This window comes from Vibrio pelagius, from assembly GCF_024347575.1.
Lineage (GTDB): Bacteria > Pseudomonadota > Gammaproteobacteria > Enterobacterales > Vibrionaceae > Vibrio > Vibrio pelagius.
The window spans coordinates 1470972-1497960 of the sequence record NZ_AP025503.1; the positions used below are offsets into that span (position 1 = coordinate 1470972).

The following is a 26989-nucleotide window of genomic DNA, read 5'->3' on the forward strand; positions in this document are numbered from 1 at the left end:
CCGCTCTGTTGGGAGCGGCTTTCTGGTTTTAGTTGGGTAGAGTTTTAACTTAGAGGTTAAACCTTAAAACGACTCATCAAGGTGCTGATACTGTGGTTGAGCTGTTTGATCTCAACGGACTCATTCACTTGATTCACACTCAATTTATTGAGCTCCAGTACCATTTGGTCAATCTCATGGACACTCTTTGTGATGCTCTGTGTGACGGCGTTTTGCTCAGCGGATGCACTAGAGATATCACTGTTGAAGCGACTTACGACTTCCATCTTTTCACTCAATTTAGAGAGCATCTCTACGGCTTGAACCACTTGATTGCGTGTTTTTTCACAGTTCAATTTAGTGAGCTCAATCGATTTTACTAAACCTTCAGACTGGCCTTGGAGGTTAGAGAGTGCTTCCTCAATTTCTGACGTACTCTCTTGAGTGCGATTTGCTAATGCTCTCACTTCATCAGCGACCACAGCAAAGCCACGACCGTGTTCACCTGCACGTGCAGCTTCAATAGATGCGTTTAGAGCGAGTAGGTTGGTTTGTTCAGCGATACCACCGATGACAGTTACGATAGATTGAATACTTTGGGATTCATTGGCCATCGCAATAATGTCATGAGATGTGGTATCAACTTGCTCTTCCAAAGAGTTAATGTAGGACTCAGTTAGCACATTGATTTGCTTGGTCTCATCACTGAATGTGGCTGCGTTGTGAGCGGCTTCGGCTGCAGACTGCGAGTTTCTCTCTACTTCAATGGAGGCGTGAGATAGGCTATCAATCGCTGTGACAACTTGACTAGTCTCGTTGGTGTGAACTTGCAACACGCTGTTGGTTTCTTGGCAACAACTCTCGATGCTATCAACCTTACCTTCAAGCACCACGTTTTTCTGTTTAACTTCGGTGATCATGCTCTGAAGGCCACTGATGAAGATATTGATATCTCGTGCAATCTTACCAAGGTCATCATTGGTTCTTTCCTCCAAGCGCTGGGTTAGGTCACCATTGCCTTGAGATAAGTCATGAACAATGTTACGTAGCGAGATGATAGGGTGGTATAGCATGTTGAGTAGCAAAGTCATCACAGCAATTGAGCAGATGACAGCGGCCACTATCAACATTTGAGCATTGAAGACCACCTTGTCTAGAGTTCTCATAGCGATTTTAGGGTCGATAACCGAGATCATATGCCACTGGTTCGAATCACCGATATTGACGACTTTAGCCATTAGCATCATCTCTTTTTGGTCAATACTACCGCGAATAAACACTTCCGATTGACGTGTTGCCGCCGCTATCTGAGTTGTAGCTGGCAATGAACTAATCATGGTTTGAGGAGCGATACTTTCAATGGTAGAAGCGATGATCATGCCTTTGTCGTCAACGATTAAGCCGCGAGCTTGATAGATTTTTTCCAGTTCACCCAATTTATCCTCCAAATCATCAAAGCGAAGGTCGGCCATAAGTACGCTGTTTTCAAAAGAGTACATTACACCAACCATTGGCGTTTGCGTGCTTTTGGTAAAGAACAGGTCGCTAAAAGAGAGTCCAGAACGAGTTTTGGCCTGTTTGTACCAAGGGCGACTCGTTGGATTGTACTTCTCTGGAATACCAATGCCGTTTGGAAAAGATTCGGAAGGGCGTGATGTAAAAGAGCGACCATCATCGAAGCCAATGACCATCTTATCAATGCCGCCTAGTTTAGCCGAGTAGTGCATCAGCGCTTGATACTCGACCTCAAATTTTGCAGCGTTGAGCTCTGCTGCTGTTGAGTTCACGACGGCAATGGTGCGTTGTACATCTTGCTCAATCTCATTGATCTCTACAGAGAGAGAACGGTCGATCTCTTTGTAAATGGTCTCTTCAACCTGCTCTTTGGCTAGGTTGAACGAAAACCAGTTTGATGCAATTAGCGAAACGGTGGTGACAGCGGCCACCATAAGGATGAGTTTGCCTTTAAAACCTAGTGGAAATAACGTTTTTATGTTTTTCATAGTTGTTCACGCAAATAGACAAGTGAATTTAGACATTGATTGTGTCGCTCTAAAACGGTTCGTAATAATCAATTATGTTGTGTGATGTTATTGTATTATTTTTAGGTTATGCAATCTGTGAGAAAAATCCATCTGTCAAACCAAATAATCGCCAACTATGTGACTTAACTAGAATTTACAACTATCGTGATTTCCCTTCAAAACACCTCTTTTTATGCCACAAGTAGCAATACATTCACCGAATGGGTTATTACTCATTTATTGACATAGCTCTCTATTTCGCAATCAAAAACTAACCATTTTAAATTATTAATAATACAATAATGCTGATTGTGGCGTTTAAAGGCTTATTCGTTGTTGTTAAACACCGCAATCTATTGTTGCTTTTGAACTGACTTATGGTTGGTTCATAGAGGTTACAAATGAGTTATGTTCCCATTTTACTGAACACAGCAGTTAGCCGATTTTGGTGAAAAAGTTGAGTAACGCCAGCAACTATGAGGCGAACGTAGAATTCCGTGGGGGTATCGTTTGTCTTGCTGAACGTTCTCTTGCTGCTTTTGTTCAGGCGGTTTATCCGTTTTGCCCACGTCTTGTTCTCGGACGTGGGCTTTTTTATATGTATGACAAGAGCCTGGTTTTTATCTGTGGTGGAAAGAAGGATGATAAACAGACCACACAGGTGATTCATTAAACGCTCTAACCCTTTATCCAAAAGGGTTTAACACCTCAAGCGACACTAGAAACCCACTAGGATCGACCAATTCACAAAAATAATATTAATCTGCCATTAATCACACTTTTGACTTATTGTAGTACAATACATTAGGTTTATAGCTATGATGTACAGGTCGAAACTAATTATAGAAAAACAAAAGGTCTATTAGAATGGAACTCAATACAGCTATTGTAGGCATCTATTTCTTATTTCTTATCGCTATAGGATGGATGTTCAGAACGTTTACTAGTACCACCAGTGATTACTTCCGTGGGGGCGGTAACATGCTTTGGTGGATGGTAGGTGCTACGGCATTTATGACGCAATTCTCTGCTTGGACATTTACAGGTGCTGCAGGTAAGGCGTACAACGATGGTTTTGCCGTCGCCATCATCTTTTTGGCAAATGCGTTTGGCTACTTCATGAACTTTGCGTACTTTGCTCCTAAGTTCCGCCAACTTCGTGTTGTTACGGTAATCGAAGCTATCCGTATGCGTTTCGGTGCTGCGAATGAGCAAGTGTTTACTTGGTCTTCAATGCCGAACTCTGTTGTATCGGCTGGTGTTTGGTTGAATGCACTTGCAATCATTGCTTCAGGCATCTTCGGCTTTGACATGACAATGACAATCTGGATTACAGGTCTGGTCGTTCTGGCAATGTCGGTGACAGGGGGATCATGGGCAGTAATCGCATCTGACTTTATGCAGATGGTTATCATCATGGCAGTAACGGTTACTTGTGCGGTGGTCGCTGTTGTTCAAGGTGGCGGTGTTGGTGAGATCATCAATAACTTCCCGGTCGGTGATACTGGCTCTTTCGTAGCGGGTAACAATCTGAATTACCTAAGCATCTTTAGCATTTGGGCATTCTTCATCTTTGTTAAGCAGTTCTCTATTACTAACAACATGCTCAACTCTTACCGTTACCTAGCGGCAAAAGACTCCAAAAACGCTAAGAAAGCGGCGCTTCTTGCTTGTGTGCTAATGCTTGGCGGTGTGTTCATCTGGTTCATGCCTTCTTGGTACATTGCTGGTCAAGGCGTCGACCTATCTGCTGCCTATCCTGAAGCTGGTTCTAAAGCGGGTGATTTCGCTTACCTATACTTTGTACAAGAGTACATGCCAGCTGGTATGGTTGGTCTTCTGGTAGCGGCAATGTTTGCAGCAACCATGTCGTCTATGGACTCAGGTCTAAACCGTAACTCAGGTATTTTCGTTAAGAACTTCTACGAACCTGTTGTTCGTAAAGGTCAGGCTTCAGAGAAAGAGCTAGTTACTGTATCGAAGATTACTTCTACAGTGTTTGGTATCGCAATTATCCTTATCGCACAGTTCATCAACTCTCTAAAAGGTTTGAGTTTGTTCGATACTATGATGTACGTGGGGGCGCTAATCGGCTTCCCAATGACAATTCCAGCATTCCTTGGCTTCTTCATTAAGAAGACTCCTGATTGGGCAGGTTGGGGTACGCTAATTGTAGGTGGTCTGGTTTCTTACATTGTTGGCTTCGTTATCAATGCAGAGATGGTTTCATCACTATTTGGTCTTGAAGAGCTAACTAAGCGTGAATGGTCTGATGTTAAGGTTGCGATTGGTCTAATCGGTCACATCACACTAACAGGTGGTTTCTTCATCGCTTCGACTCTGTTCTACAAACCACTACGTGAAGATCGTCAAGCTGATGTCGATAAGTTCTTCAATAACTTAGATACACCTTTGGTTGCTGAGTCTACAGAGCAGAAGAAACTGGACAACAAACAGCGCCAAATGCTTGGTAAACTTATCGCAGTAGCGGGTGTGGGTGTGATGTTTATGGCACTTCTATCAAACCCGATGTGGGGACGTATGGTGTTCATCCTATGTGGCGCGATTGTCGGTGGTGTTGGTATGCTGCTTGTGAAAGCGGTGGATGAAACTGTTGAAGAGAAGGGCACGGTATCAGAACAAACCTCGTGATGGTTGATAGACCTTTAATCTCAAATAGATAACTTTAAAGCGGCTGATCGTTCAGCCGCTTCTGTCGTTTTTGTTGTATAGCTTTCGACCCAAGAAGCGACTTGTTGTTTTTCGATAAATAAAACCCCGATATGTCATCCATATCGGGGTTATTTTTATGGGGTAAGATCTATTTGTATTAACGGTTTTTACTTGTGACTCAAACTGTATAGCTTGGCGATGGGGACTGATGTCGTTGGTGAGAGACGTTTCTTTTGTGCCAAGAAGAGCTCGGCGGTTGAGACTGCATCGATCAGTGCGTTGTGATTGTTATACTCCGGCAACCCATAGCGTTCACGTGTCGAAGACAAAGAGTAGTCTAAGTCGTGTTCGTTGCGCGCTTTCGCCATGTTCTTATCGATCGCTAACGTATCGACCCATAAGATAGGCAAATCTACCACTTGATAATAGGTATCTAGGTAACGGTCGATAAACGCTTTCTCTACACCACAGGCATGAGCAATGAGCACTTTACCTGCAGCAGCTTCGAAAAATTGACTCATAGCGTTCGGTAGCGAGATACCATCTCTAAGCATTTGCGGAGTGATATGGTTAATCACCGCGGTTTCAGGTACTACAGAAGACTCTTCATTGATGTAAAGGTGTGATGCGGAGTTTAGATTGATTTTGTCTGCATTTATCTCAACCCAACCCATAGACAATATAAGGTCGCTTTCCGCTTGCAGTCCTGTCGTCTCTAGATCCAAAACAATATAGCTCAGCTCTTCAGCTTTGGTGTCGAGAGTACATTCTGGTTCAGACACCAAAGCGGTCAGTTCAGAAGCCTGATGGCGTTGCTCAATAAAGAGCTCTCTCTTTTTATTTAGACGCATCAATGGGTGAAAGCGTTTAAATAGCATGTATTAGCCTCCGAATTTCATTTTTGCAGCATCTTGCAATTCCGCTATGATCCTAAAGGCATCTTTGAGGTGTTTACGTTCAAAGCTACCAAAACTGTTTGGGTTGATATGGTTGTTGGGCTCATCACCTTGTTTAAGTGCTTCGAGTTGATGACTGAAACGGAAAGAAAGAATGAAACGATACGCGTTGATAATGTTCTTGTACGAATCTTCGCTGAGTGAACCTTTCTCGAATGCAGTTCTAAATCGTTCATCTGTCGCTGACAGGTCACAAGATACGGCCAGCCCATAGATGCGTGCGAGATCGATGATCAGGTTAATCGCGTACTTCTTAATATTGAGTGTCTTCTTGTTTTCGCCGGTCTTTTCAAGAACCAAGCTATTGAAAATTCCTAAAGGAGGGTTGGTATTCACCGCATCGTTAACCAGCATAGTAAGGAAGCTTCGATTGCTTTGAATATTTTGATGCAGTTCGTCCCTTAGAATCTTCTCAAACTCGCTGTTGCCATAAACTGAGCGAATTTCTAGAAAAACGCTAATGTTGAGTAGGCGCTCGTATTCAGGGTTATCCACCCATTTCTTGTAATACTGTTTCCAGACCGACAATGGCTGACACCATTTCGGTGTCGCAGCCATGTATTTCCCTGGGCAAAGTGGGTAATGGCAGCTCTCCAAGCCTTTAGTGACAATCATTGCTAAGTGTTTGAAATAAATACGGTCGTTATCGGTGGCATCGTCAGACAATACAATGGCACTGTCTTGGTCTGAAAGCATGTGTACTTCATTACGCGCATGTGAACCGGCAACAATCCACGCGAAATCACAGGGTGGAGGACCTAATTTATCAATAGCAATCTGAATAAGACGGCGAGTATAGGCATCCATGATCATTGTCATCACCTTACCGACAACTTCTGGACTGACTTTACCCTCAACTAAGGCTTCAAAAATGGCCTGACGTTCTGGAGTAAACTTAGCCAATGACGATACGCTGCCTGCATATTTAATTTTCTCGATAAGGAAGATAGCTTGAACACGGTGATTTTGAACGAGGTGGGTGGTCGTTAGAAGGCCAACCACCTTGTTATCTTGAACGACGGGTAAATTACGAATATTGAACTGCATCATCATCGATGCCGCTTGTAGAACAAGATCGTCTGGCGAAATGGTTAACGGTGACAGTGTCATAACTTCGGAAATTGGAAGAGATGTACTGACATCTTTCGCGATGACGCGCTTGGTCATGTCTCTGTCTGTAATCAAGCCGACAATTTCATCGTCTTCATAGACCACGGCACAAGGAGAGCGTTGAATAAGCATCTCTTTGGCAACGTCTTTAATCGGTTGTTCTGCGGTAACAACAGCCACTCGCCCGCTTGCGACATCACCGACTCTACGTATAAACAGACCTTTCTCTTTATTTGACCAAACCACATCCAATGCGGATTTTAGACGAACTTGCGCTTGAGACGCGAAGTGTTCAGCTGACTCTGGATGTTTGGTAAACAGTGTTTTGAGCGCAGAGTGGGGCACAGAGTAGATGAGTGAGTTCTCAATTGCGATAGCTTGATAGATTTCACTGCTGTCTTGCTGCTGACCCAGAAAGGTAAAGCCGAAGAGATCTTCAGGTCCTAACTTCGCTCTCAAAACACCATTTGACTTACGTTGCTCCAACGCGCCAGTTCGGACGATGTAGAGTGCTTTTTCACCTTTATTTGAGCAAAGATCGATGACTTCACCTTTGCCAACATAGCTTATCTGTATTTGAGAGGCGAGTTCCCTTAAGGCGTCTTTAGGTACCTTATCAAATGGGTCAATTTTATCGATAAACTGCAATATGTTGGGTAAAAGGGTATCAGACATAACGAATACTCATTGAGATATATTTGTATGATTATAGCGTTATTTTTTAGAATCTAAAACTAGAATAATGAGTCGAGGTGATAGTTGTTTAAAGTATTAACCATAAATGTAATGGTTGATAATTTTTGCGTCGCAATGAGTGTTAGATCTCGTTGTTACACTTCGTATATTGCTGCTTATATAGTGGTATTGTATTATAAATAAAATTGAGGCAACAAAAGGTGTTCACTGATGTTTGATGATTTAAAAGGCAAGCGTGTACTAATCACAGGTTCAACGTCGGGTATGGGATTAGCAACGGCGAAGTATTTTGCTCAATGTGGGGCATATATTGGTTTGAATGGCCGCAGCGAAAGAACCTCAGAAATCGAAGCGATCTTAAACGAATTAAGAGAATTAGGGGGAGAGGCTGAGTTTTTCCAAGCCAACCTAATGCAATCGTCAGGCTGTGAAAAACTTGTTGCCGATTTTACACACCACTTTGGTGGGCTAGACGTGTTGATAAACAACGCGGGTGGTCTAGGTGGCAGGGAAAACCTAGAGGATATTGATGATGCGTTTTTCGATCGTGTTATTGATCTAAACGCACGATCTGCGCTGATGGTCACCAAGTTTGCGATTCCACATCTAAGAGCGTCAGCTGCGGAGTCTGGTGAAACATCTTGCGTTGTCAGTACTGGCTCGATCGCAGCACGTGAGGGCGGGGGTGTTGGAGCTGGTTTATATGCAGCATCGAAAGCTTGGCTTCATGACATCCATCGAAACTGGGTTAAAGAATTTACCAAAGATCGTATTCGTTTCAATATCGTTTCTCCAGGCACCATTGATACCGCTTTTCACGAAGCAAAATCTGAAGAGGTCAAAGCCGGTATAGCCAATTCAATACCAATGGGACGTTTTGGGCGTGCAGAAGAGGTTGCTCCGAGTTTCGCTTTCTTATCATCTCATGCCTGTGCAGGTTATATAACCGGACAAATTCTCGACGTTAATGGAGGTCAAATGGCACCATAGTTTATCTCAATTCTTAATGTAAAAAATCTCAGAAGAGTCAGCGTCTTGCTGGCTTTTTTGATCAGATGACACCCAACATTAACATCAAATCGTATGCGCTAAAGAAAGAGGGTGACAGAAATCACATAATCATTGCTTATTTGTATGACAAGTTGAGTGTATCGACTAGAGTTCGCTTAATTAGTCATCACCTGATTAGATTTAGCGACAAGGACTGAACAATGAATCTCTTTTATGAAGCCGATAACCACCCTTGGGAAGATCTAGGTAATGGATTGAAGCGTAAAGTAGTGTCGTTAACCAAGGATTTGATGGCCGTCCACCTCTGTTTTGATAAAGGCGCCGTAGGTGCGGTCTACGATCACAAAGTACAAGAGCAGATTGGATATGTGGTCAAAGGAAGTTTTGAAGTTGAAGTTGACGGCAATAAACAAATCCTGAGTGCGGGAGATGCATTTATGGCTCACCATCATCTTGAAAATGGTGCGAAATCTCTCGAACACGGCAGTGTGTTGCTGGATTTAGTCAATCCCAGCTAATCGCCGATTCAAAGAAGTAAGACATCCCACTTTCAAATCGATTCTGTACCCTACGTTTTCCTTACGGGCTCGGTTCTGTTCGGAGGCACTGAGGCCGAGCGTCAATACCTGAACATTACAGACTCTCGGTTGGTGTCCACTCTTTTACCTTTCTATTGATTATCTCTTTATCTACTTATCCCTCTAAATTTACAATTTTCAGCTGAGTTAAGTCTTATTCCAAGGTTCTACCCATCAGCCAAAGTAGCGGTTATTGCCTTAGAATTAATGACCAGTACACGCAATTACATATTCCACATATGTCATATCTTATGCTTCAAATGTTCAGCCCGATGAGGTTGGAATCACATCATCTATAGTCGGTGTGTTGAAGTTAATTTGGCTATACCTTCCCAAATTCTATTTTCCCTGTTTATATTTGTATGCTTTATTTTTTCTGATTAATCCTTTTTAGAACTCATTTATCTTTATTGATTTTGTCTTTTGTCCTTTTATTCATTGGGTTCTTGTCAATTTCTCTCTGTTTTACTTCATTGGTTTTTATTTATTTGTATGAATAAATGTTTATGTTGACCCCAATATTGCTATCGCTTCTGTGACTTATGTTTTAGTTTCGAGTTAATCATCGCAGTTATTGTGAGAGAGCTCATTCTATCGGCAAGGAGCATTTGAAGCTGCGTTTTATTTGTCTAACAATAAGACTTAATCCAATTGCGTAACAAAGAAGAGAAGGGAATATGAAAAATTCTAAAGTGGCTATTGCAGTGGTTACAACACTTTTTGCGGGTATGGCATCAGCTGCGTCTATTGATTACCGTTATGAGTACCGTGCAGCTACCGATTACACCTACGAAAAAGATGGAACGAGTGAAACTCGCCACGTTGATGCGCGCCACCAGCATCGTGTGAAATTGGGCGACAGCTTTAAGTTAGACGACAAATGGAAGCATTCAACGAGCCTAGAAATCAAATTCCATACTGACGATTCTTACTACGATGCTGACTCTGGCAGTGTTAAGAGTGGTAACAGTAAAAGTTTCTACAATGGAAACTGGTACGTTTACGGTATGGAGATAGACAACACAGCGACTTACACCGTAAATAGTAACTGGTACCTACAAGTCGGTATGCCAATCGCGTGGGATTGGGATGAGCCAAATTTCAACGATGGTGACTGGAAAATGAAAAAGGTCACTTACAAACCTCAATTCCGTGTTGGTTATAAAGCGGATATGGGTCTGACCACAGCGATTCGTTACCGTCACGAGTACTCAGATTTCCGTAATCACACACTTTTTGGTGACACAGATAATGAAACTGGTGACAAACTAGAATCTGCACAGAAATCAAAAATCACTTTAACAGGTTCATACAAGATCGAATCTCTGCCTAAGCTTGGTCTTTCTTACGAAGCTAACTATGTGAAGTCTTTAGACAATGTTCTTCTTTACGATAACGAAGACTGGGAATGGGATGCAGGTATCAAGGTGAACTACAAATTCGGTTCATGGAAGCCATTTGCTGAACTTTGGTCTTCAGACATTAGCTCTCGTTCTAGTGACCGTGAAGCTAAGTACCGTGTAGGTGTTGCTTACTCATTTTAATACGTAAAGAGGCAATAGTTTAAGGTTAGCTCTGCGCTGAGTGGAGCTATGTTTCTCCGTCATATTCCTCAATACGGATGAGAAAACCTTTTGTCTAAGAATATATAAAAGTTATAACGAACAAGAGAGTTTATTATGCAGATTTCTAAAGTGGCAACAGCGGTCGCACTATCGACTGGCTTACTTTTTGGCTGTAATAGCGATGGCTTACCTGTACCAACAGACCCTGTAGCACCATCTCCAGAATTAAAAATTACCAGCGGTTATTGGCAACTAGGTACCGCGGCATCAGTAGCAAGTTTTTCAACGGCAGGCACAGATCTTCCAAATGTGTATGTATTTAGTGAAGATGGCAATCATAAGTACTACGACGATGATGCAACACCGGGTACGTACGTGATCAAAGACGCATCAGCATCTACTAACGATTACGATGAAGACGCCGGCACTATCTCATTTATGCTTTATGACGGTGGCACGACAATGGAAGTGTCAGGTGAGTTCACATTAACAGAGGCTTCAGGTGATACGCCTGCGTCGATGACATTCATTGACGAAGACCAAGGGGTTGATCTGTCTGGTTCAGATGAAGTTGATAACGACTCGGTTAAAGATGCTGTCACCAAAGCAAATGAAGACAATGGTATCAACAATGTCGTGCAAATCTTAGATACAAACTTTGGTGGCGCTAAAGAGGACGTCGGTGAACTGCGTCTAAAACTGTCTGAATCAGCAACAGTTTCTAGCATAGCTTCGGGTAAGTTATCCGTTGATCTGATCTACCAAGTAGATACAGACACGAGTGAAGAAGCGAACGACAACGGTAACAACGCTTACATCTCTTTGTATGGCTCAGGAACTTCAAACACTAACCTGCATGGTGAAATCATTTTCAATGCGGGTGAAATTTTCTATCGTTCTACAGCGACTGATTCTAGCGGTAAACCACAAATCTCGGATCAGCCTGTTGGTACTTATGAGCTAGGGGAAGACTTAGCAGTTGAAGTGAGCTGGGCAAATGGTTACTACACATTCACTATCAATGACACTGTATACGACAATAATGGCAACGGTTTTGAATCATTCGATAAGTCAGCGGTAACGGTCATTTCATTGAAGTTGGGCGATACATCGAACACCACTCATTACGAACTTATCGCAGATAACTTAGCGGTTTATTCGAACGATGTGACTGATAATCAAGTCGTTTTCGAAGACGATTTTGATAGCTATGTTAACGGTGCTGTTTTAGGTGGCTCGGACCCATACAATAGCAGCAGTGCGGAAGCGACAGTTGTTACTGAGGGTGAAGGCCCGACTGACCCTGTACCGGGTGAAGTGACGGATGACTTCGAGAGTTACACTACTGGCATTCGTATCGATGCAGCGAACAGTGCTTATGTTATTAAAGGTGACAAAGACGGTGATGATGAGACAACGATTGTTGCTGAAGTAAGTACTGAACAAGCGAGCTCAGGTGATAAGTCACTGCTGCTGAATGACAACTCAGGTTTAGGTAAACCAGTTGTGTCTCGAACTTTTGCTAAAGGTGCAGAATCAGGTTCAGTTTCAACGAAAGTTTATGTTCCCGCAGACGGCTATGTTAAATCAACGTACCTTTACTTAGGTGATTCGACTTCGGGCGCTTCGGGTAGCCGTTTCACAGAACTAATATTTGGTAGTTCAACTCTTAAATTTAGAAACGAAGATGGGGATCAGAAGGATTTAGCAAACTACGCGCAAGATACATGGGTAGATGTCACTCTTGCATGGGAACCTAATACTGTGAGCTCTGGCTATGATGTAACAATCACAGTTAATGGTCAGGAGTACACTTCGTATGAAGATGGCGGTCAATCTTACTCTCTAGTCGCTGAAAATGCCTCTGAATCTGCACCGACGTTGTTTGCTTTATACGTAGGTGATAACTCTAGCAGTGGCACATACAGCTACTTTGACGACTTAGATTCTGAATTATTCTAAATCATATAATTTAGTGTAAAAGAGGCCATTTTGGCCTCTTTTTTTTGCTTTCTATCGAGCAGAGTGACGTAGCCTACGCTTATCTTGAACGAAAAAATAGGGCATAAAACAGTGAGATCATGTTTGGTTCTTTGCTTCAATTAGACTCCGATCTCATTTATCTATGATTCGATGGCGCTGTATAAGAGCGCGATCTCATTTATGACTTTTTAAGGGTATTTGTATTACTTTATTATGTTTATACTTGTGTCATTAGCGTGAAGGACATAGGTAATACAACGCTTGGAGCGTGGCTTAATGGCTGGGTTTCATGCCGATAAGGTATCTTGTCTTCGTCTTATAATACAAATAATTCAAACTTAAGCATTAAAGGTAAAAGGTCTAATGAAAAGTATCTATCTAAAAAGCTTGCTTGCATCTTCTATCGTTCTAGCTGTTGGTTGCGCAAGTACCTCAGCGCCCGTAGCAGATCAGTTTCCAAATAACAAAGAGACAGGTGAGCCACTTCTAACGCCAGTCGCTGTTACAGCAAGTAGTCATGACGGTAACACTCCTGAACAGCTAATTGATGGCAACATCATGACTCGTTGGGCTGCGAACGGTAATGGCGAGTATGCAACATTGGATTACGGTTCAGTTCACGAGTTTGATGCGGTTCAAGCATCGTTCAGTAAAGGTAATGAGCGTGTCACTTCATTTGATATTCAAATGAGTGAAGATGGCGAGAACTGGGTTACAGTGCTTAAAGATCAGAAAAGTTCTGGCCGCGCTCTAGGTTTAGAGCGTTTTCAGTTTGAGCCGGCTGTAAAGGCGCGTTACGTACGTTACGTGGGTTATGGCAATACTAAGAACCAATGGAACTCAGTAACAGAGCTTGCTGCGGTGAACTGTGGCATTAACGCATGTCCTTCAAACCATATTATTTCTGATGCTGTAGTGGCGGCAGAGGTAGACATGATCGCGCAGATGAAAGCCGAACAAAAGGCACAGAAAGAGCTGTTGAAGAAGAACCGTAAGGGTGACTTTGGTGCGCCATTAGTACGCCCTTGTGAGACAACGGTAGAGTGTGATCTTTCTAAGCCAATGCCAACCCCGACGTTGCCAGCAACTCCACTTGCAACTAATGCTCCGGGTGAGAACTTTGATTTAACTCGTTGGAAGCTGACAACACCTTATGACCACAATCAAGATGGTCGTGCCGATGACGTTGATGAGTGGGATCTAGCACACGGCTTCCAGAACGAAGACATCTTCTTTACAGCTGAAGATGGCGGTATGGTATTTAAGAGTTACGTGAAAGGCGCACGTACTTCGAAGAACACAAAATACGCTCGTACTGAACTACGTTCAATGTTGCGTGCGGGTGAAAAGTCACACAAAACCAAAGGTGTGAACCCGAATAACTGGGTATTTAGCTCTGCTCCAATTGAAGATCAACAAGCGGCTGGTGGTGTAGATGGTACACTGAAAGCAACACTGAAGATCGACCATGCTACAACAACGGGTCAATCTCATGAGGTGGGTCGTTTCATTATCGGCCAAATCCACGACAAAGACGACGAGCCAATCCGTCTGTACTACCGTAAGCTACCAAACCAAGCGACAGGTACGGTTTACTTTGCTCACGAGAAAACCAAAACAGGTACAGAAGACTACTACGGCCTGGTTGGTGATATGACGGGTGAAATCGGTGATGACGGTATCGCACTGGGTGAGAAGTTCAGTTATGAAATTGATGTGAAAGGCAACATCATGACAGTAACGCTTATGCGTGAAGGCAAAGAAGATGCTGTTCAAGTCGTGGATATGAGTGACAGTGGTTACGACGAAGGTGGTCGCTACATGTACTTTAAAGCTGGTGTTTACAACCAGAACATGTACGGTGAGCCAGATGACTACGTGCAAGCAACATTCTACGAGCTAGATGCAACATACGGTGAGTTCCAAGGCTAAGCCAACTCTCTACATCGCAACTTACTCTATCTCATAGAAGAAAATGATAGAGACTAGCAAGCCAGCAACTTTTGTTGCTGGCTTTTTTATGTGCGTACAAAAAAGCCATAGAGTCTTTAACGGATTCTATGGCTTTGCTATTGGTTGTCTTGTGGAGAGCTTAGTGTGTCTAGCTCTCCACTGGTAACAGACGATTACTGTGTATGTTCGGTCGATACTTCACTAAAGCTAACGTCGAAGATCTCGCCTTGATACTTGTCATCAGGCTTGAACTGAGGGTAGATGCCAGCTTTAAAGTAAAAGGCGATGTCATCACTTGCCCAGTCGCTGCTTAGAGTGACGGTGTCACCATTCATGTCGGTATACTTCTCGCCCCAATTGATTTGATGAGAAACCTTATTGCTACCATCTGGATCTGTCGTCGCCAGGAAAAGCCCATCCTGTGTGGCACGGATAATGTAGCGCCACTCTTCATTGGCAGCGTATTGACCTAAAGTTACGCTAAATGGTTCACAGTTGGTGCAGTCTTGGTTATCACGAGAAAAATTATCATTAAGGATGACTCGTACTGGCCTGTCATGGCCTTCCCAAAGTAACTTGACCAGCGCTTGCTTGATTTTCCAGCCGTGGATTTGTCCCAATACCACTTTAGGGCGCTGTTTACTGAAGTCGAGATCTGGGTACTCATTGATTTGCAATTGTGCTTCAAGAGTATGATTTTTTGCTTTCGTTCGAAGATCGTTGAGATACCAACTGGTGCCTTCGTCACTGGTGCTGCAGTCTGGGTTATCTGAGCTGGTGTAAAGCTCTCTTAGCTCGGAGCGAATATAGCTAGAGTTGGCGGTTGATGTGCCGTATCCCATATCCGCTCGAAAGTGCATCTGACCATCCACCACATTGAAGTAAGAGACATCGATGTCATTGTCATAAATGTTGCTGTCGTTCGACAACACACCTTTACTTGAATTACAGCGTTCTGGCTCTAACTCAGCGGCACTCGTACCGCCACTCCCATACCAGTTATCCTTGCTGGGTGGGATGGTGATCTTCCAGTCTTCAATGTTCCATTTAGCCGAGGTATCAATAACCTCTTTGTTGTAGGTTAATTGGCTAAACTGAGCTTTTCCTTCGCCGTTTTCGAATTGGTTATAGATACCGGCTTTAAAGTAACTGAGTAGGTGCGACCAGTAAGAGATATCGATAGTCGCTTTGGATTCATCGTTTACTTCGATGGACAGCGTATTTTCGAAAACTGAAACTTCGAAACGGGTAAAGTCCTTCAAGTCGGCCTTGCCTAAATCATAACGGTCGTAAGAGTTACCACAGTTGCTCGCATTCGAAGCTTGGCTGCAATCCAATGCGTTATTTTTTATAACCGCCCAGTAGTGACCGGTTAAACCATCTCTCTCTTGCTCCCAAACAATACGAACCAATGGGTGAGGGATATAACCTGTTCCATCTGAATGGGTACCTTTATTGTGGATCTGTAGAAAAGTGACTTCATCATGATCAGCGGGTGAGTTAGCCATAGCGAGATCAATCTCAGGTAACTTGACTTCCGCATAGAAAGTGCGTTTCACGCCGCTTTCACTGACATCAAAATTCTCTAACTCGCGTACCTCTGAGCGCATCTTGTAATTCGACATTTTGAATACAAGATTATCAGTGTCTTCCTCAGCGTAAAAGTAGTCACTTTGGTAGTCATCGAACGCTCCGTCTTTAACCTCGGAAGTTTTATTACCTTCGCTGCCATTAGGGTCTGAAACCTGTAGATCAGAGTTGTCGAGAATGTTCTGATACTTTGCAATGCTATAAGGCGCGACGGTCTCGCGAACAGGGTCGGTTGGATCGATTGGTTGATCAGGCTCGCTTGAAGAAGAAGAGCTGCTACCACACCCTGCTAAGAGTATCGTCATCACTGCAGCTGAAATGGGTTTTATTTTCATTATGTTGATTACTTTGGTTTTTCGAAAGCAGTATAATGTCATTTGTATTATTTTAACTCAAATATGCAGTGTGAAATTTGTGACTCGATAGAGTGATAATTGTGTCAATGAGGGTTGAGCTGCTCAAATTGCGGTCGAATAGTCAAATACGCAGGAATAGTTGCTTTTCATAAGCTTATTAAAGAGATATGAAAGAACGATTTTGATAGATTAAGAACATTCGATCCTCTTAGCGAGACACCATGAAAATCCTTCACACGTCAGATTGGCATCTTGGTCAAAACTTTTACAACAAAAGCCGTAAAAATGAACATCAGCAATTTCTAGATTGGTTACTGCAACAAGTCGTTGAACAGAGTGTCGATGCCATTATCGTTGCTGGTGATATCTTTGATACCAGCACACCACCGAGCTATGCACGTGAGATGTATAACAAGTTTGTCGTAGACTGCAGCAAATTGAACTGCCAATTAGTTTTGCTTGGCGGAAACCATGACTCAGTTTCAGTACTTAAAGAGACACAGCAACTGCTCAAGTACATGGGAACCGATGTGATTCCAAACACCAATGAAGATTACTCAACACAGGTACTTCCTTTGAAAGGAAAGTCTGGCGAGGTTGAGGCCTTGGTGTGTGCGATTCCATTTATTCGTCCACGTGACGTGTTGACAAGTCAAGCTGGTGTCTCTGGTGTCGAGAGGCAGAAACAGCTGGGGGATGCGATTAAACAGCACTACGCTAGCGTGTATCAAGCAGCGGTGGCGCAGAGAAAACAGTATGGTGAGTCCACTCCTATCGTTGCGACCGGGCACTTAACCGCTATGGGTGTGCAACAGTCTGATTCAGTTCGCGACATCTATGTGGGCAATCTAGATGGATTTGCTGCGGATGGCTTCCCACCAGCCGATTACATCGCTCTGGGTCATATCCATCGACCACAGGTGGTAGCGAAGCAAGAGCATATTCGTTACTGCGGCTCTCCAATTCCACTCAGCTTTGATGAACTTAAATCAACCAAGCAAGTGTGTATTGTCGAGTTCGAACAAGGGCAACGCACTATTTCTCAACTGAACGTTCCCACCTTCCAACCACTCGCTGAAATTAAGGGCGATCTTGAAAGCATTGAGACACAGTTAAACCAATATATTGGTCTCGATGGTGAGCAGAGTGTGTGGTTGTCGATAGAAGTGCAAACCCAAGACTATTTGTCTGATCTTCAAGAGCGTGTCTCTCGATTAACACAAGATCTGAATGTAGAAGTATTGCAATTACGACGAGCACGGGAAAAGCGTAATCAGACATTGAATCAAGAGTCTGCAGAAACGCTGTCGGAGTTGAGCCCAATGGAAGTGTTTGAAAAACGTATCGCACTGGAAGAGTTTGAAACTGAATCAGAAAAAGCACGTTTAGAGCGTATGACTGTGACTTTCAAACAAGTGATGACAGAAGTGAGTGACGGAGAGGTTGAGTAAGCTGCTATGAAAATCTTATCGCTAGAATTTGAGAATCTAAACTCACTCAAAGGCCGTTGGAAGCTCGATTTTACCCAATCTCCGTTTGCTGAAAATGGATTGTTCGCCATTACTGGGCCGACGGGCGCAGGTAAAACTACGATTTTAGATGCAATCTGTTTGGCCTTGTTCCACCGAACGCCTCGTCTAAAGAGCATTGCGAAAGGCAATAATGAGATCATGACACGCGGTACGGGCGAGTGTTTTGCTGAGATTGAGTTTGAAGTGAAAGGGAAAACTTATCGTTCTAGTTTCCATCAGAAACGTGCTCGTAACAAGCATGATGGCGCACTCCAAACACCCACTTGCGAGTTTGCTGATGCCGACATCAATAAGGTATTAGAAACTCAGCTCAGTAAGAAGATTAAACTGGTTGAGTCGACGACAGGTCTCGATTTTTCCCGTTTCACTAAGTCTATTTTGCTTTCTCAAGGTGAGTTTGCAGCGTTCTTAAATGCCAATGCTAATGATCGCGCTGAATTGTTAGAAGAGCTGACGGGTACTGAGATCTACAGTCTGATCTCAGAGCGCATCTATGAGCACTACAAATCCAGTGAAGAAGGGCTAAACCAACTGAAAGCGAAAGCTGAAGGTGTAAATCTGTTAACCGCTGAGCAAGTCGAAGAGCTCTCTCAAAACAAATCGAGTTTAGATATCGCGTTAAAGCAGCTTAACCAAGAGCTGAAAGGTTGGTCAGAGCATTTGGCTTGGTGGCGAGAACTCAATAAAGCCAAGTTATCGCTGGTGAGCAGTGAAAGTGAGTTGAAATCTGCTCAAGCGGAGATGGAAGCCAATAAACATCAATTGGAACAGTTAGCGAAAAGTGAACCTGCTGAAAAGCTGCGCCCACTTCATAAAGAACTTCATCGTGTGCAGCGGGAAGTCGCGTCATTAAAGACTCAAATGGATGATGCGAATAAACAGCTTGAAACTGGCAATCAAGATAAGATCCAAACGGAAACAGCGCTCAGCGCGCAAACGGAAGCCACAAACCAACTTCGCAAAGAACAAACTGAGCTTGTGGCGACCATAGAAAAAGTGCGCCCACTTGATCAGCAAGTCGCTTTGCTCGATGAAAAGCTAACAACGCAGAAGCAAACTCAATCACTGCTTAAAGCGGAACAAGAGACCAAACAGTCTTTGATTCAAAACGTGGAAAAGTCACTTGAAGAGTTAAAACAGAAAGAGAAAACGCTGGCTGAGTACTTATCGACTCATGAAAGCAGTAAATCTCTTGACCGCTATTTAGGTCAGTGGCAAACCAATGTTGCTCAGATCCGAACGCTTGAACAGCAGCAAACCCAGCAGCAACAGCGAGTAGAGCGTCTCGCGAATGAAATCAGCACCCAAGAGCAGCAAGTAAAGAAACTGACACTAGACCAACAAAATAGTACTCAAGAGTTGTCTGCATTAACGACGGCTGAGCAAGCTGCGAAAGCGTTATGGGAGCAGTCACAGCAGGTACACGGCGAAGAGCAGTTAAATGGCTTGAAACACGTTTTAGAAGCGTGGAACCGACAAACCCACGCGTTAACGGACGTTCAACGTCGTTACTTGATGGCGACCGAACAAGCACAAGTTAAGCGTATCGAGTTGGAGCGTAAGACATCTGAAAACACAGAGCTGACAAAGCAACGTGAAGTCTTGGTTGAACGTTACAAAGAGAAAGAGCAGTCGCTAGAGCGTTTGCAGACCTTGATTGCTCAAGAGGATGAACTCGCTAAGTATCGCGCTATGTTAGAGCCGGGGTCTGAGTGTCCTCTGTGTGGTTCAACGGACCATTCGGTCGAACAATCTCAAGATGTGAACACGTTGCTCCAGCAGCAAAAACAAGAGTCGGAGGTTTTGGCGCTGGTTAAAAAAGAGGGACAGGATCTTCGTCAGAAGTTGGATTCACTCGCGCCAATCTTGAACCACCTTGAGGGTGAAATTCAAAACCTAACTTCGGATGCCGAGCAAGCCAAGCAATCTTGGGCGCTGTTGGTAGAGAAGTTCACTCAAACGGGTGCAAGTCGTTCATACGCGAATGCAGAGTTAGACAACCATACATCGTTGATGGAGTGGGTTGTTACTCAAGAGCAGATTGCAGATAAAGATGCCGTCGCAATGTTTGTTGATCGTTGTGAGCATGAACTGAATAAAGTCACTCAACTTCAACAGCAACAAATGCAAACCAAAGCAGATTACCAATCGGCGGAGAAGCAGCGTATCAATCTTGAGTTAGCGTTGAAAGATGCGTTTAACAAAATTGAGGCGATATCAGTTCGTATTGTGGATTTGCAGAACCAGCGTTTAGATGCCGAAGAGCAAGCTATTCAATTGAAACAAACTCAGTCATCACAGTGGCAGAGCCTTCAACAAAGCATTACTGAAACTGGAAATAGCGCTCCCGAATTAGATTGTATTGATCAATGGCTTGAGGAGAAAAACGCGGCGTCGCAAGAGTGGCAAGCAAGCTACCAACAGAAAGCGGAGCTGGATAAAGCGCTGATCGTTCACCAAGAGAAACAGCAGTCTTTGGCTTCATCCTTAGCTGAACAGGTCAATAAACTGGCGCAGCTTGAGAAAGATCTTATGTTGACCTCGGATGATCTTACTAAGGTTCAGCAGGAGCGTCAGGCGCTGTTTGGCGACAAGCAGATTCAACAACAAGAGCAGTTGATGAGTGCTCAGTTGGAAGAAGCGACTAAAGAGTTAGAAACTTTGAAAGCGGCATTTAACCGCTGTGAGTTGACACTGCGTGAGTGGCAAACCAAGCAAGCTTCACTCTTAAAAGAGCTTGCTACCAAACAGGACGATCTCACTCAGGCGAATGAATCATGGACTCAAGCGTTATCAGTCAGCCCATTTGAATCCGAGACTGAGTTTGAACAAGCTTTATTGGATGAGCAGCTTAGAGCCGATCTCGTTGCACTCAAGCAAAGGCTTGATAACGCGATAGTAAGTAGTTCAGCCAAGCTCAAAGCCGCTAAGCAAAGTGTTGACGAGTTGCTCGAACATACTAATGCAGCTAAATGGCAAGAGGTTGAAATTGCGCAAGTGGAGCAGCAAGTTTCCGATTGCCAACAGCAACAGCAAACTACAGCGAGTCAAATCGGTGCGATTAATGCAAACCTTGAGATGGACAAGAAGAATCGAGAGAATCAGCAACACTTGTTCAAAGAGATTGATGAGAAACAGCAAGCGTTTGATGATATTTCGCAGTTGAACTCACTGATTGGCTCAAAGAATGGCGACAAGTTTAGAAAGTTCGCGCAAGGGTTAACCCTCGAGAACCTGGTTTACCTTGCTAACAAGCAACTGCAGCGCCTACACGGTCGTTATGAGTTAAAACGCAAAGCGGAAGATGGACTAGAGTTGCAAGTGCTGGATACGTGGCAGGGCGATGTGGTTCGAGATACCAAAACGCTCTCTGGTGGTGAAAGCTTCTTGGTGAGTCTTGCTTTGGCATTAGCGCTGTCTGATTTGGTGAGCCACAAAACCAGTATTGATTCGCTGTTCCTCGATGAGGGTTTTGGTACTCTGGATAGCGACACGTTAGATATTGCTCTAAATGCTCTGGATAACTTGAATGCGTCTGGCAAGATGATCGGTGTGATTAGTCACGTCGAGGCGTTAAAAGAGCGAGTCCCCGTCCAGCTCAAAATCACTAAGCATTCTGGTTTGGGTGTTAGTGAGATGAGTAAAGAGTTTAAGGTCGCATAGGCGGTAAGTGATTTACAAACACAAAGGGGCAGTCAATCTGCCCCTTTTAGTTGTTTTCTTTTTTATTTCAACTGTATTTCAAACTCTTAGCAGCTGTTGACCGTATAGCTTCTAACAACCTCAAGTTAGAGAAATGCGATGCGAAAGAAACGCGACCTGCCCACTAAACTCTGTCCAGTGTGTTTGCGTCCATTTACGTGGCGCAAGAAGTGGCAAAAGTGTTGGGACCAAGTGCAATATTGCTCAGAACGTTGCCGCCGCAATAAAGGCAGCATCCACAAGTCGTAAATTACCAAGGTAGCTCTTCACCGTTGTATGCGAAAAAGCGACCACTCTCTTGTGGCGTTGATCTTTCAATAATATTCAATAACAGGCGCGCAACGTCATCAGCATCGAACAGTTTGCCTTCAGGAACATTGGTCTGAAACGGCTTGGAGAGTGGGGTATCGGTCGTTCCCGGATGTAGAGAGAGGATCGTTGCTCTCTTGGCAACACGACTCCACTCAATGGAGATCGACTTAATCAGCATGTTGAGTGCCGCCTTGGAGGAGCGATAGCTGTACCAACCACCCAAACGGTTATCACTGATGCTGCCAACCTTGGCTGAAATGGTTGCAAGCTTACCTGCAGGCGAATGTTTCAATAGAGAGGTAAAATGCTTTGCAAGCAGTAGAGTCGGAAGCGCATTGGTCGTCATATTCTCTAAGAAAAACGCTGGGTCGATGGTGTTTAGGCTCTTCTCTGGCTTATGTGTCGCTGTATGAAGTATCCCAACACAATTGATCACCCAGTCCAAGGAACTGAATTGCGAAGCGAGCTGCTGCACGTCTAACTCGTTGGTGATGTCGACTTTGTGCCAGGTGACATTTTTGATTGATGAGTCTAGCTTGCCGTTGCAGAAAGTTGTATGGATGTTGGCTGTGGGCTCGATTGTTTGCAACTGTTTCACTACGGCGTTGCCGATACCACCAGAGCCTCCAATCACAAGCACGGTTTTGTTGGCATTATCCATTACAAATCCTCCAAATGTTGGAGGTAATTTTCAGCACGTTGTAGTGTCTTATCTTGCTCTTGTTCGTCCATGTTGTCCCAAGAGCGGTAGATCATCCCCATCCTTGGATTACGAGTGAGTTGCTCTCGATGTTTAGCCATGAAGCGCCAGTAAAGGCTATTGAACGGGCAGGTATCTTCATCACTTCGTGACTTCACGTTGTAGTGACAACCCTTGCAGTAATCACTCATCTTATTGATGTAAGCGCCGCTCGCAGCATAGGGCTTGGTTCCGACAATTCCACCATCAGCAAACAGAGCCATACCGCGTGTATTTGGCATTTCAACCCACTCTATAGCGTCGATGTAGATACCTAGATACCACTCATCCACTTGGTCGGGATTGAGCTCTGCGATCAAACTGAAGTTACCTGTCACCATCAGTCTTTGAATATGGTGGGCATAAGCAAATTTGTGTGATTGCTCAATGGATTGTTTCATGCACTGCATTTTAGTGTCACTGTCCCAAAAATAGTGAGGCAGATTGCGATTTGCTTGGAAATGATTGATGGTTTTGTAGCGTGGCATGTTGGCCCAATACACCGCCCGAATATACTCGCGCCAACCGAGAATTTGACGCACGAATCCTTCGACCTGAGAAATGTCGATGTTTGCGTTACTGTGATAGGCAGCGAGCGCCGCATCAATGGTCTCTTGGGGGGTAATCAGTTTGCTGTTTAAGCTGAACGATAAACGGCTGTGGTACAGGCTCCATCGAGAACTATGTTCTTTGGTCATTGCATCCTGAAAACGACCGAATAGCGGAAGACAGGTATGGCAGAAGTGCGCAAGCAGAGACAAACTCTGGGCGCGATTAATCGGCCATAACAGTCTTGTTTGATCGATTTCGCCGATGGTTTGAACATTGTGTCTGTCCATTCGCTCTACAATGCTGCTCACGTCATTGGCAAACATCAAGGGTGAGGGCAGTGTTTCGATATCTTTTGGCTTGAGCTTATTTCTGTTGTTGCCGTCGTAGTTCCATTTGCCACCGATAGGCTTTCCGTCATCCATTAACACAGAGAAGCGCTTACGCATTCGACGATAGAAATGCTCCATCATGATGTGCTTACCTGCTGGAAACTGCGGCTCAATCTCGTCAAATGGCAGCAGGAAGTGCTCGGTGCAGGTGCAGCGTTTTACCGCTTTCGTCAGCTTGAGTTGAGCCAACTGGCTTAGAAGTCGGTACTCATCTGGGCGTTGATACTCGAACTTTTCAGCGTCAAACTCCGTTGTGTAGTGTTTAATCAGGTCATTCAGTGATGAGAACTGCTTGGTATCATCCAAGGTCAGGTGCATTACTTGATGCCCTTCATCTTTGAGTTCTGAAGCAAAAGCCGCCATTGCACTAAAAAATGCTGCAACTTTTTGGCGGTGATGATTGACGTAGCCCGTCTCCTGATGAAGCTCTGCAATGATGTATAAGACACTTGAGTCTCGGGCAGAGAACCAAGAGTGTTGGATGTTAAGTTGATCACCCAGTATTAGGCGTACAGTCTTGAATTTCATTCTCTATTCCTATTTGGCAATCTGGTGCAGTTCGTTAGTGGTCGCCCAACGTTGGATAAATTCGTGTTGCGGGTCGTACATTTGTGTCTGCTTTTCAAGATCAAAGTGACGAGTCTGTTGCCCATTCATGCCCGCAATGTAAGACCAGTTTCCCCAGTTGGACGCAACATCGTAATCGACCAATTGAGTTTCAAAATACGCTGCTCCCCAACGCCAATCGCAACCTAACTCGTAGATAAGGCAACTCGCCACTAATTGTCTACCCCGGTTAGACATATACCCAGTGGCATTTAGCTCTCGCATACAGGCATCGACGATAGGGTAGCCGGTATTACCCGTTTTCCATCGCTTGAAAGCTGATTCGTCCTTGGTACTTGCATCGTGGGCCTTGGTACCTAAAGCGTGGCTGTTTTGTGGGTTGGTAAACAGTGCATTTCCTGTAGCTCTGGCACGCCAATAGAAATATTCACGCCATAAAAGTTCAAACTGAATCCAGTACGTTGATTCGTTGGCGCCATACTGATCTTCGTATTGTCTTAGCATTCTGATAATCGTCTTTGGCGATAAACAACCCACAGCCAACCAGGGCGAGAATTTGGTTGAGTGGCTCATACCATCGAGCGCGTTTCGTGTCTGTTTATAGCGACTAGCATAGGAATGCTGGAAATAGTTTGTGATGTGCGCGACCCCAGCATTTTCGCCACCTTCAAAAAGTGCCACACTGGTTTGACTTGATGCGCGCGAAATCTGATTATTTTCTGAGGTGTTTATGGCAAAAATATTAAGCGCGATGTTTAGGTTATCTCTCAGCACAATTGGCATTTTAGGAAGCACGGGTGCCGGACTATGCTCTGTGATGTTTAACAGCTCGTTGTTTGCCTCAATCAATTTACGAAAACGGGTAAAAGATGTTGGAAGCTTGTTTAACTCGAACGGTAACTTTGCGTTGTGCAGCAGTGTGCTATTGCTGGTGGAGATAACTTTTGTATGGGGTAGGGAATCCTGTACCTCTCGTATAAGTTCGTATTCATCACTGCCGGGATGTTGATTGCAATAGATGTGGCTCACTTGGCACGTTTCTATCAACTGAATTAAGTCGTTTGCTTCGCTAGAGTGCATTGTAAACAAGCTTTGGTTTTGGGCTTCGAACTGTTTTGCGAGATCCTCAACTGATTGCTGCCAGAACAACAATCTCTGCCCACTAACTTGGTCTTCACCAGAGTGGTGTTGAACGAAAGGAGAGATCTGAATCGGCATAACAACACCGATCAGTTCATCAACTTGGTCACATGCAAATGATAAAAGCTCGTTGTGATTAAAGCGCAGGTCGTTAGTGAAATAGTAAAGGCCAATTTTTTTCATCACTGTGGTTCTCTTGATTGGAATCTCGTGAATAGATAACTAGCTGTAACTACGGTTTAGTATGACTGATCGATCAGGTTAGCACGTTAAAAGAGCTAGAAAAATCAAAGAGGAAGGGATATCTACCGAGCGTGACTTTGGCTAGACCAGAGGTCTTATACTCGGTAGTTTTTAAGTTGCGCCGTTTTTCGATTGGTAACTATTCGATAGGTACGACTAAGATATCGACCGGTGACTTATCAATAAGCTGTTTGGAGTGTGAGATGATTTTGCTCCAAAAATCATGGTGGTGACCACAAATCAAAAAGTCGACTTGGTTAGCAGCAACGGTCTCTTTCAACTTATCAGTCAAGTCACCAGTACCCATAAACAGGTGCTTAATGTTGTGCTTTGAATACGCTTCGAAATCTCTTAGCTGTTTGACGGCATCTGTATTAAATGGAAGCTCGCCAGTGTGCTGTTTGATATCCACCAGTTCAGGATATATTTCACCATGTGTTCCATCGATATAAACGAAAGACAGATCGGCATCGAGTTTGTCGGCAAAAAATGTCGCTCTATCAATCAATATGTTTGTGTCTTGTGATAGCTCAATTGCGACGAGTATATGTTTGTATTCCATAGCTCACCTCTCTTATCTAGGGTCTATAAATAGCATAGAATTTCGCCAACAAAATTCCTTCGAACGGATCTCATATTAAACAAAATGCTCATATCTATTTGTTCTAAGGGAAGAACTTTCTATTACATTGATAGTTCACTCAGCGTTATCTGAACATCAGTGAATTAAGAATTACACCGTTTTGTACAAGCGCTTAAATATCTTGTAAATATGAGAACAAAAACCGAGTGATTGCTGTTTTTTGTCATTGGCTCTCAATAAATATTCAACTGATGTCGTAAGCTATTAGGTAGATTTTGAAGACTAACGAGAGAGGAATGCATTATGAATAATGATCGCCATGGAATATCCGTTGGAGTAGAGCGAATCGACCATGAATATGTCCTGATGTTCAAAGCAACAGGACATCTGACCCACCAAGATTATCTCGCCTTAACCCCTAAACTAGAGTCGGCACTGAAAACCGTCGGTTCTGAAAACATTAAAATGGTTGCTGATATTAAAGAGCTAAACGGCTGGGATATCCGTGCCGCATGGGACGACTTAAAACTGGGTATCAAGCTAAGAACTAATTTAAGCAAAGTTGCAATATATGGTGATAAGGGCTGGCAAGAGCTCGCTTCCAAAGTTGGTAGCTTGTTTATCGCTGGTGAAGTCAAACAGTTCACTGAATATGACGATGCGATCAACTGGGTAACAGCGGCAACTTAAGTAATCTTTTATTTCTATCTTGATTTTCAATGCGTTGTCTCGATTTTCGGCATACAATTTAGGCAA

19 protein-coding genes are annotated in these 26989 nt (G+C 43.8%); 11 read left to right on the forward strand and 8 right to left on the reverse strand.

Annotated elements, in window-relative coordinates:
* Positions 1-56: 56 nt before the first annotated feature.
* Positions 57-1928 carry a methyl-accepting chemotaxis protein gene (locus tag vsple_RS06395; protein ID WP_338116315.1) on the reverse strand — a complete coding sequence of 624 codons (1872 nt, stop codon included), beginning with the start codon at positions 1926-1928 and terminating at the stop codon, positions 57-59.
* A gap of 532 nt (positions 1929-2460) precedes the next feature.
* On the opposite strand from vsple_RS06395, the gene vsple_RS06400 reads away from it, so the two are divergent.
* The gene (locus tag vsple_RS06400) at positions 2461-2676 is read left to right on the forward strand and encodes a hypothetical protein (protein WP_261883017.1); all 216 of its coding nucleotides are present in this window, start codon (positions 2461-2463) and stop codon (positions 2674-2676) included.
* Between the two features lie 194 nt (positions 2677-2870).
* A complete protein-coding gene (locus tag vsple_RS06405; protein ID WP_261883018.1) occupies positions 2871-4655 on the forward strand; it encodes a sodium:solute symporter family transporter in 1785 nt (594 codons plus the stop codon).
* 188 nt (positions 4656-4843) lie between these two features.
* Here vsple_RS06405 and vsple_RS06410 read toward each other — a convergent pair whose 3' ends face one another.
* Positions 4844-5554: a 3'-5' exonuclease gene (locus tag vsple_RS06410; protein ID WP_261883019.1), complete on the reverse strand. Its 711-nt coding sequence runs from the start codon at positions 5552-5554 to the stop codon at positions 4844-4846.
* A gap of 3 nt (positions 5555-5557) precedes the next feature.
* Complete coding sequence (locus tag vsple_RS06415; protein WP_261883020.1) at positions 5558-7417, reverse strand: DUF294 nucleotidyltransferase-like domain-containing protein; 1860 nt, start codon at positions 7415-7417, stop codon at positions 5558-5560.
* A 231-nt stretch (positions 7418-7648) separates the two neighbouring features.
* Here vsple_RS06415 and vsple_RS06420 point away from each other — a divergent pair, with 231 nt between their 5' ends.
* The 5 genes from vsple_RS06420 (at position 7649) to vsple_RS06440 (ending at position 14507) form a co-directional block, all read left to right on the forward strand.
* Positions 7649-8428 carry an SDR family NAD(P)-dependent oxidoreductase gene (locus vsple_RS06420; protein ID WP_261883021.1) on the forward strand — a complete coding sequence of 260 codons (780 nt, stop codon included), beginning with the start codon at positions 7649-7651 and terminating at the stop codon, positions 8426-8428.
* A 221-nt stretch (positions 8429-8649) separates the two neighbouring features.
* Positions 8650-8967 carry a cupin domain-containing protein gene (locus vsple_RS06425; protein WP_261883022.1) on the forward strand — a complete coding sequence of 106 codons (318 nt, stop codon included), beginning with the start codon at positions 8650-8652 and terminating at the stop codon, positions 8965-8967.
* Positions 8968-9704: 737 nt separating this feature from the next.
* The gene (locus tag vsple_RS06430; protein ID WP_261883023.1) at positions 9705-10571 is read left to right on the forward strand and encodes an oligogalacturonate-specific porin KdgM family protein; all 867 of its coding nucleotides are present in this window, start codon (positions 9705-9707) and stop codon (positions 10569-10571) included.
* Positions 10572-10706: 135 nt separating this feature from the next.
* Complete coding sequence (locus vsple_RS06435; protein WP_261883024.1) at positions 10707-12554, forward strand: hypothetical protein; 1848 nt, start codon at positions 10707-10709, stop codon at positions 12552-12554.
* 384 nt (positions 12555-12938) lie between these two features.
* On the forward strand, positions 12939-14507 hold the full coding sequence (locus tag vsple_RS06440) for a polysaccharide lyase family 7 protein (RefSeq protein ID WP_261883025.1): 1569 nt from the start codon (positions 12939-12941) through the stop codon (positions 14505-14507).
* A 194-nt stretch (positions 14508-14701) separates the two neighbouring features.
* Here the strand turns inward: vsple_RS06440 and vsple_RS06445 are convergent, their stop codons facing one another.
* Positions 14702-16453, reverse strand: coding sequence for a polysaccharide lyase family 7 protein (locus tag vsple_RS06445; RefSeq protein WP_261883026.1), 1752 nt, complete (start codon positions 16451-16453; stop codon positions 14702-14704).
* A 242-nt stretch (positions 16454-16695) separates the two neighbouring features.
* Here vsple_RS06445 and sbcD point away from each other — a divergent pair, with 242 nt between their 5' ends.
* The 3 genes from sbcD to vsple_RS06460 all read left to right on the forward strand — a co-directional run bounded on the left by sbcD (position 16696) and on the right by vsple_RS06460 (position 21957).
* The gene (sbcD, locus tag vsple_RS06450; protein ID WP_261883027.1) at positions 16696-17925 is read left to right on the forward strand and encodes an exonuclease subunit SbcD; all 1230 of its coding nucleotides are present in this window, start codon (positions 16696-16698) and stop codon (positions 17923-17925) included.
* 6 nt (positions 17926-17931) lie between these two features.
* Positions 17932-21669: an SbcC/MukB-like Walker B domain-containing protein gene (locus tag vsple_RS06455; protein ID WP_261883028.1), complete on the forward strand. Its 3738-nt coding sequence runs from the start codon at positions 17932-17934 to the stop codon at positions 21667-21669.
* 138 nt (positions 21670-21807) lie between these two features.
* Entirely contained in the window at positions 21808-21957 is a 150-nt protein-coding gene (locus tag vsple_RS06460; protein WP_261883029.1) for a DUF2256 domain-containing protein, read from the forward strand.
* A 1-nt stretch (position 21958) separates the two neighbouring features.
* Here vsple_RS06460 and vsple_RS06465 read toward each other — a convergent pair whose 3' ends face one another.
* The 4 genes from vsple_RS06465 to vsple_RS06480 form a co-directional block, all read right to left on the reverse strand.
* Entirely contained in the window at positions 21959-22681 is a 723-nt protein-coding gene (locus tag vsple_RS06465) for an SDR family oxidoreductase (RefSeq protein WP_261883030.1), read from the reverse strand.
* On the reverse strand, positions 22681-24228 hold the full coding sequence (locus tag vsple_RS06470; protein ID WP_261883031.1) for a cryptochrome/photolyase family protein: 1548 nt from the start codon (positions 24226-24228) through the stop codon (positions 22681-22683). The genes vsple_RS06465 and vsple_RS06470 overlap by 1 nt, the downstream gene beginning before the upstream one ends.
* 9 nt (positions 24229-24237) lie before the next feature.
* Complete coding sequence (locus vsple_RS06475; RefSeq protein WP_261883032.1) at positions 24238-25590, reverse strand: DASH family cryptochrome; 1353 nt, start codon at positions 25588-25590, stop codon at positions 24238-24240.
* A gap of 199 nt (positions 25591-25789) precedes the next feature.
* Positions 25790-26212, reverse strand: coding sequence for a universal stress protein (locus vsple_RS06480; RefSeq protein WP_261883033.1), 423 nt, complete (start codon positions 26210-26212; stop codon positions 25790-25792).
* Positions 26213-26536: 324 nt separating this feature from the next.
* Here vsple_RS06480 and vsple_RS06485 point away from each other — a divergent pair, with 324 nt between their 5' ends.
* A complete protein-coding gene (locus vsple_RS06485) occupies positions 26537-26923 on the forward strand; it encodes a SpoIIAA family protein (protein WP_261883034.1) in 387 nt (128 codons plus the stop codon).
* The last annotated feature ends 66 nt before the right edge of the window (positions 26924-26989 follow it).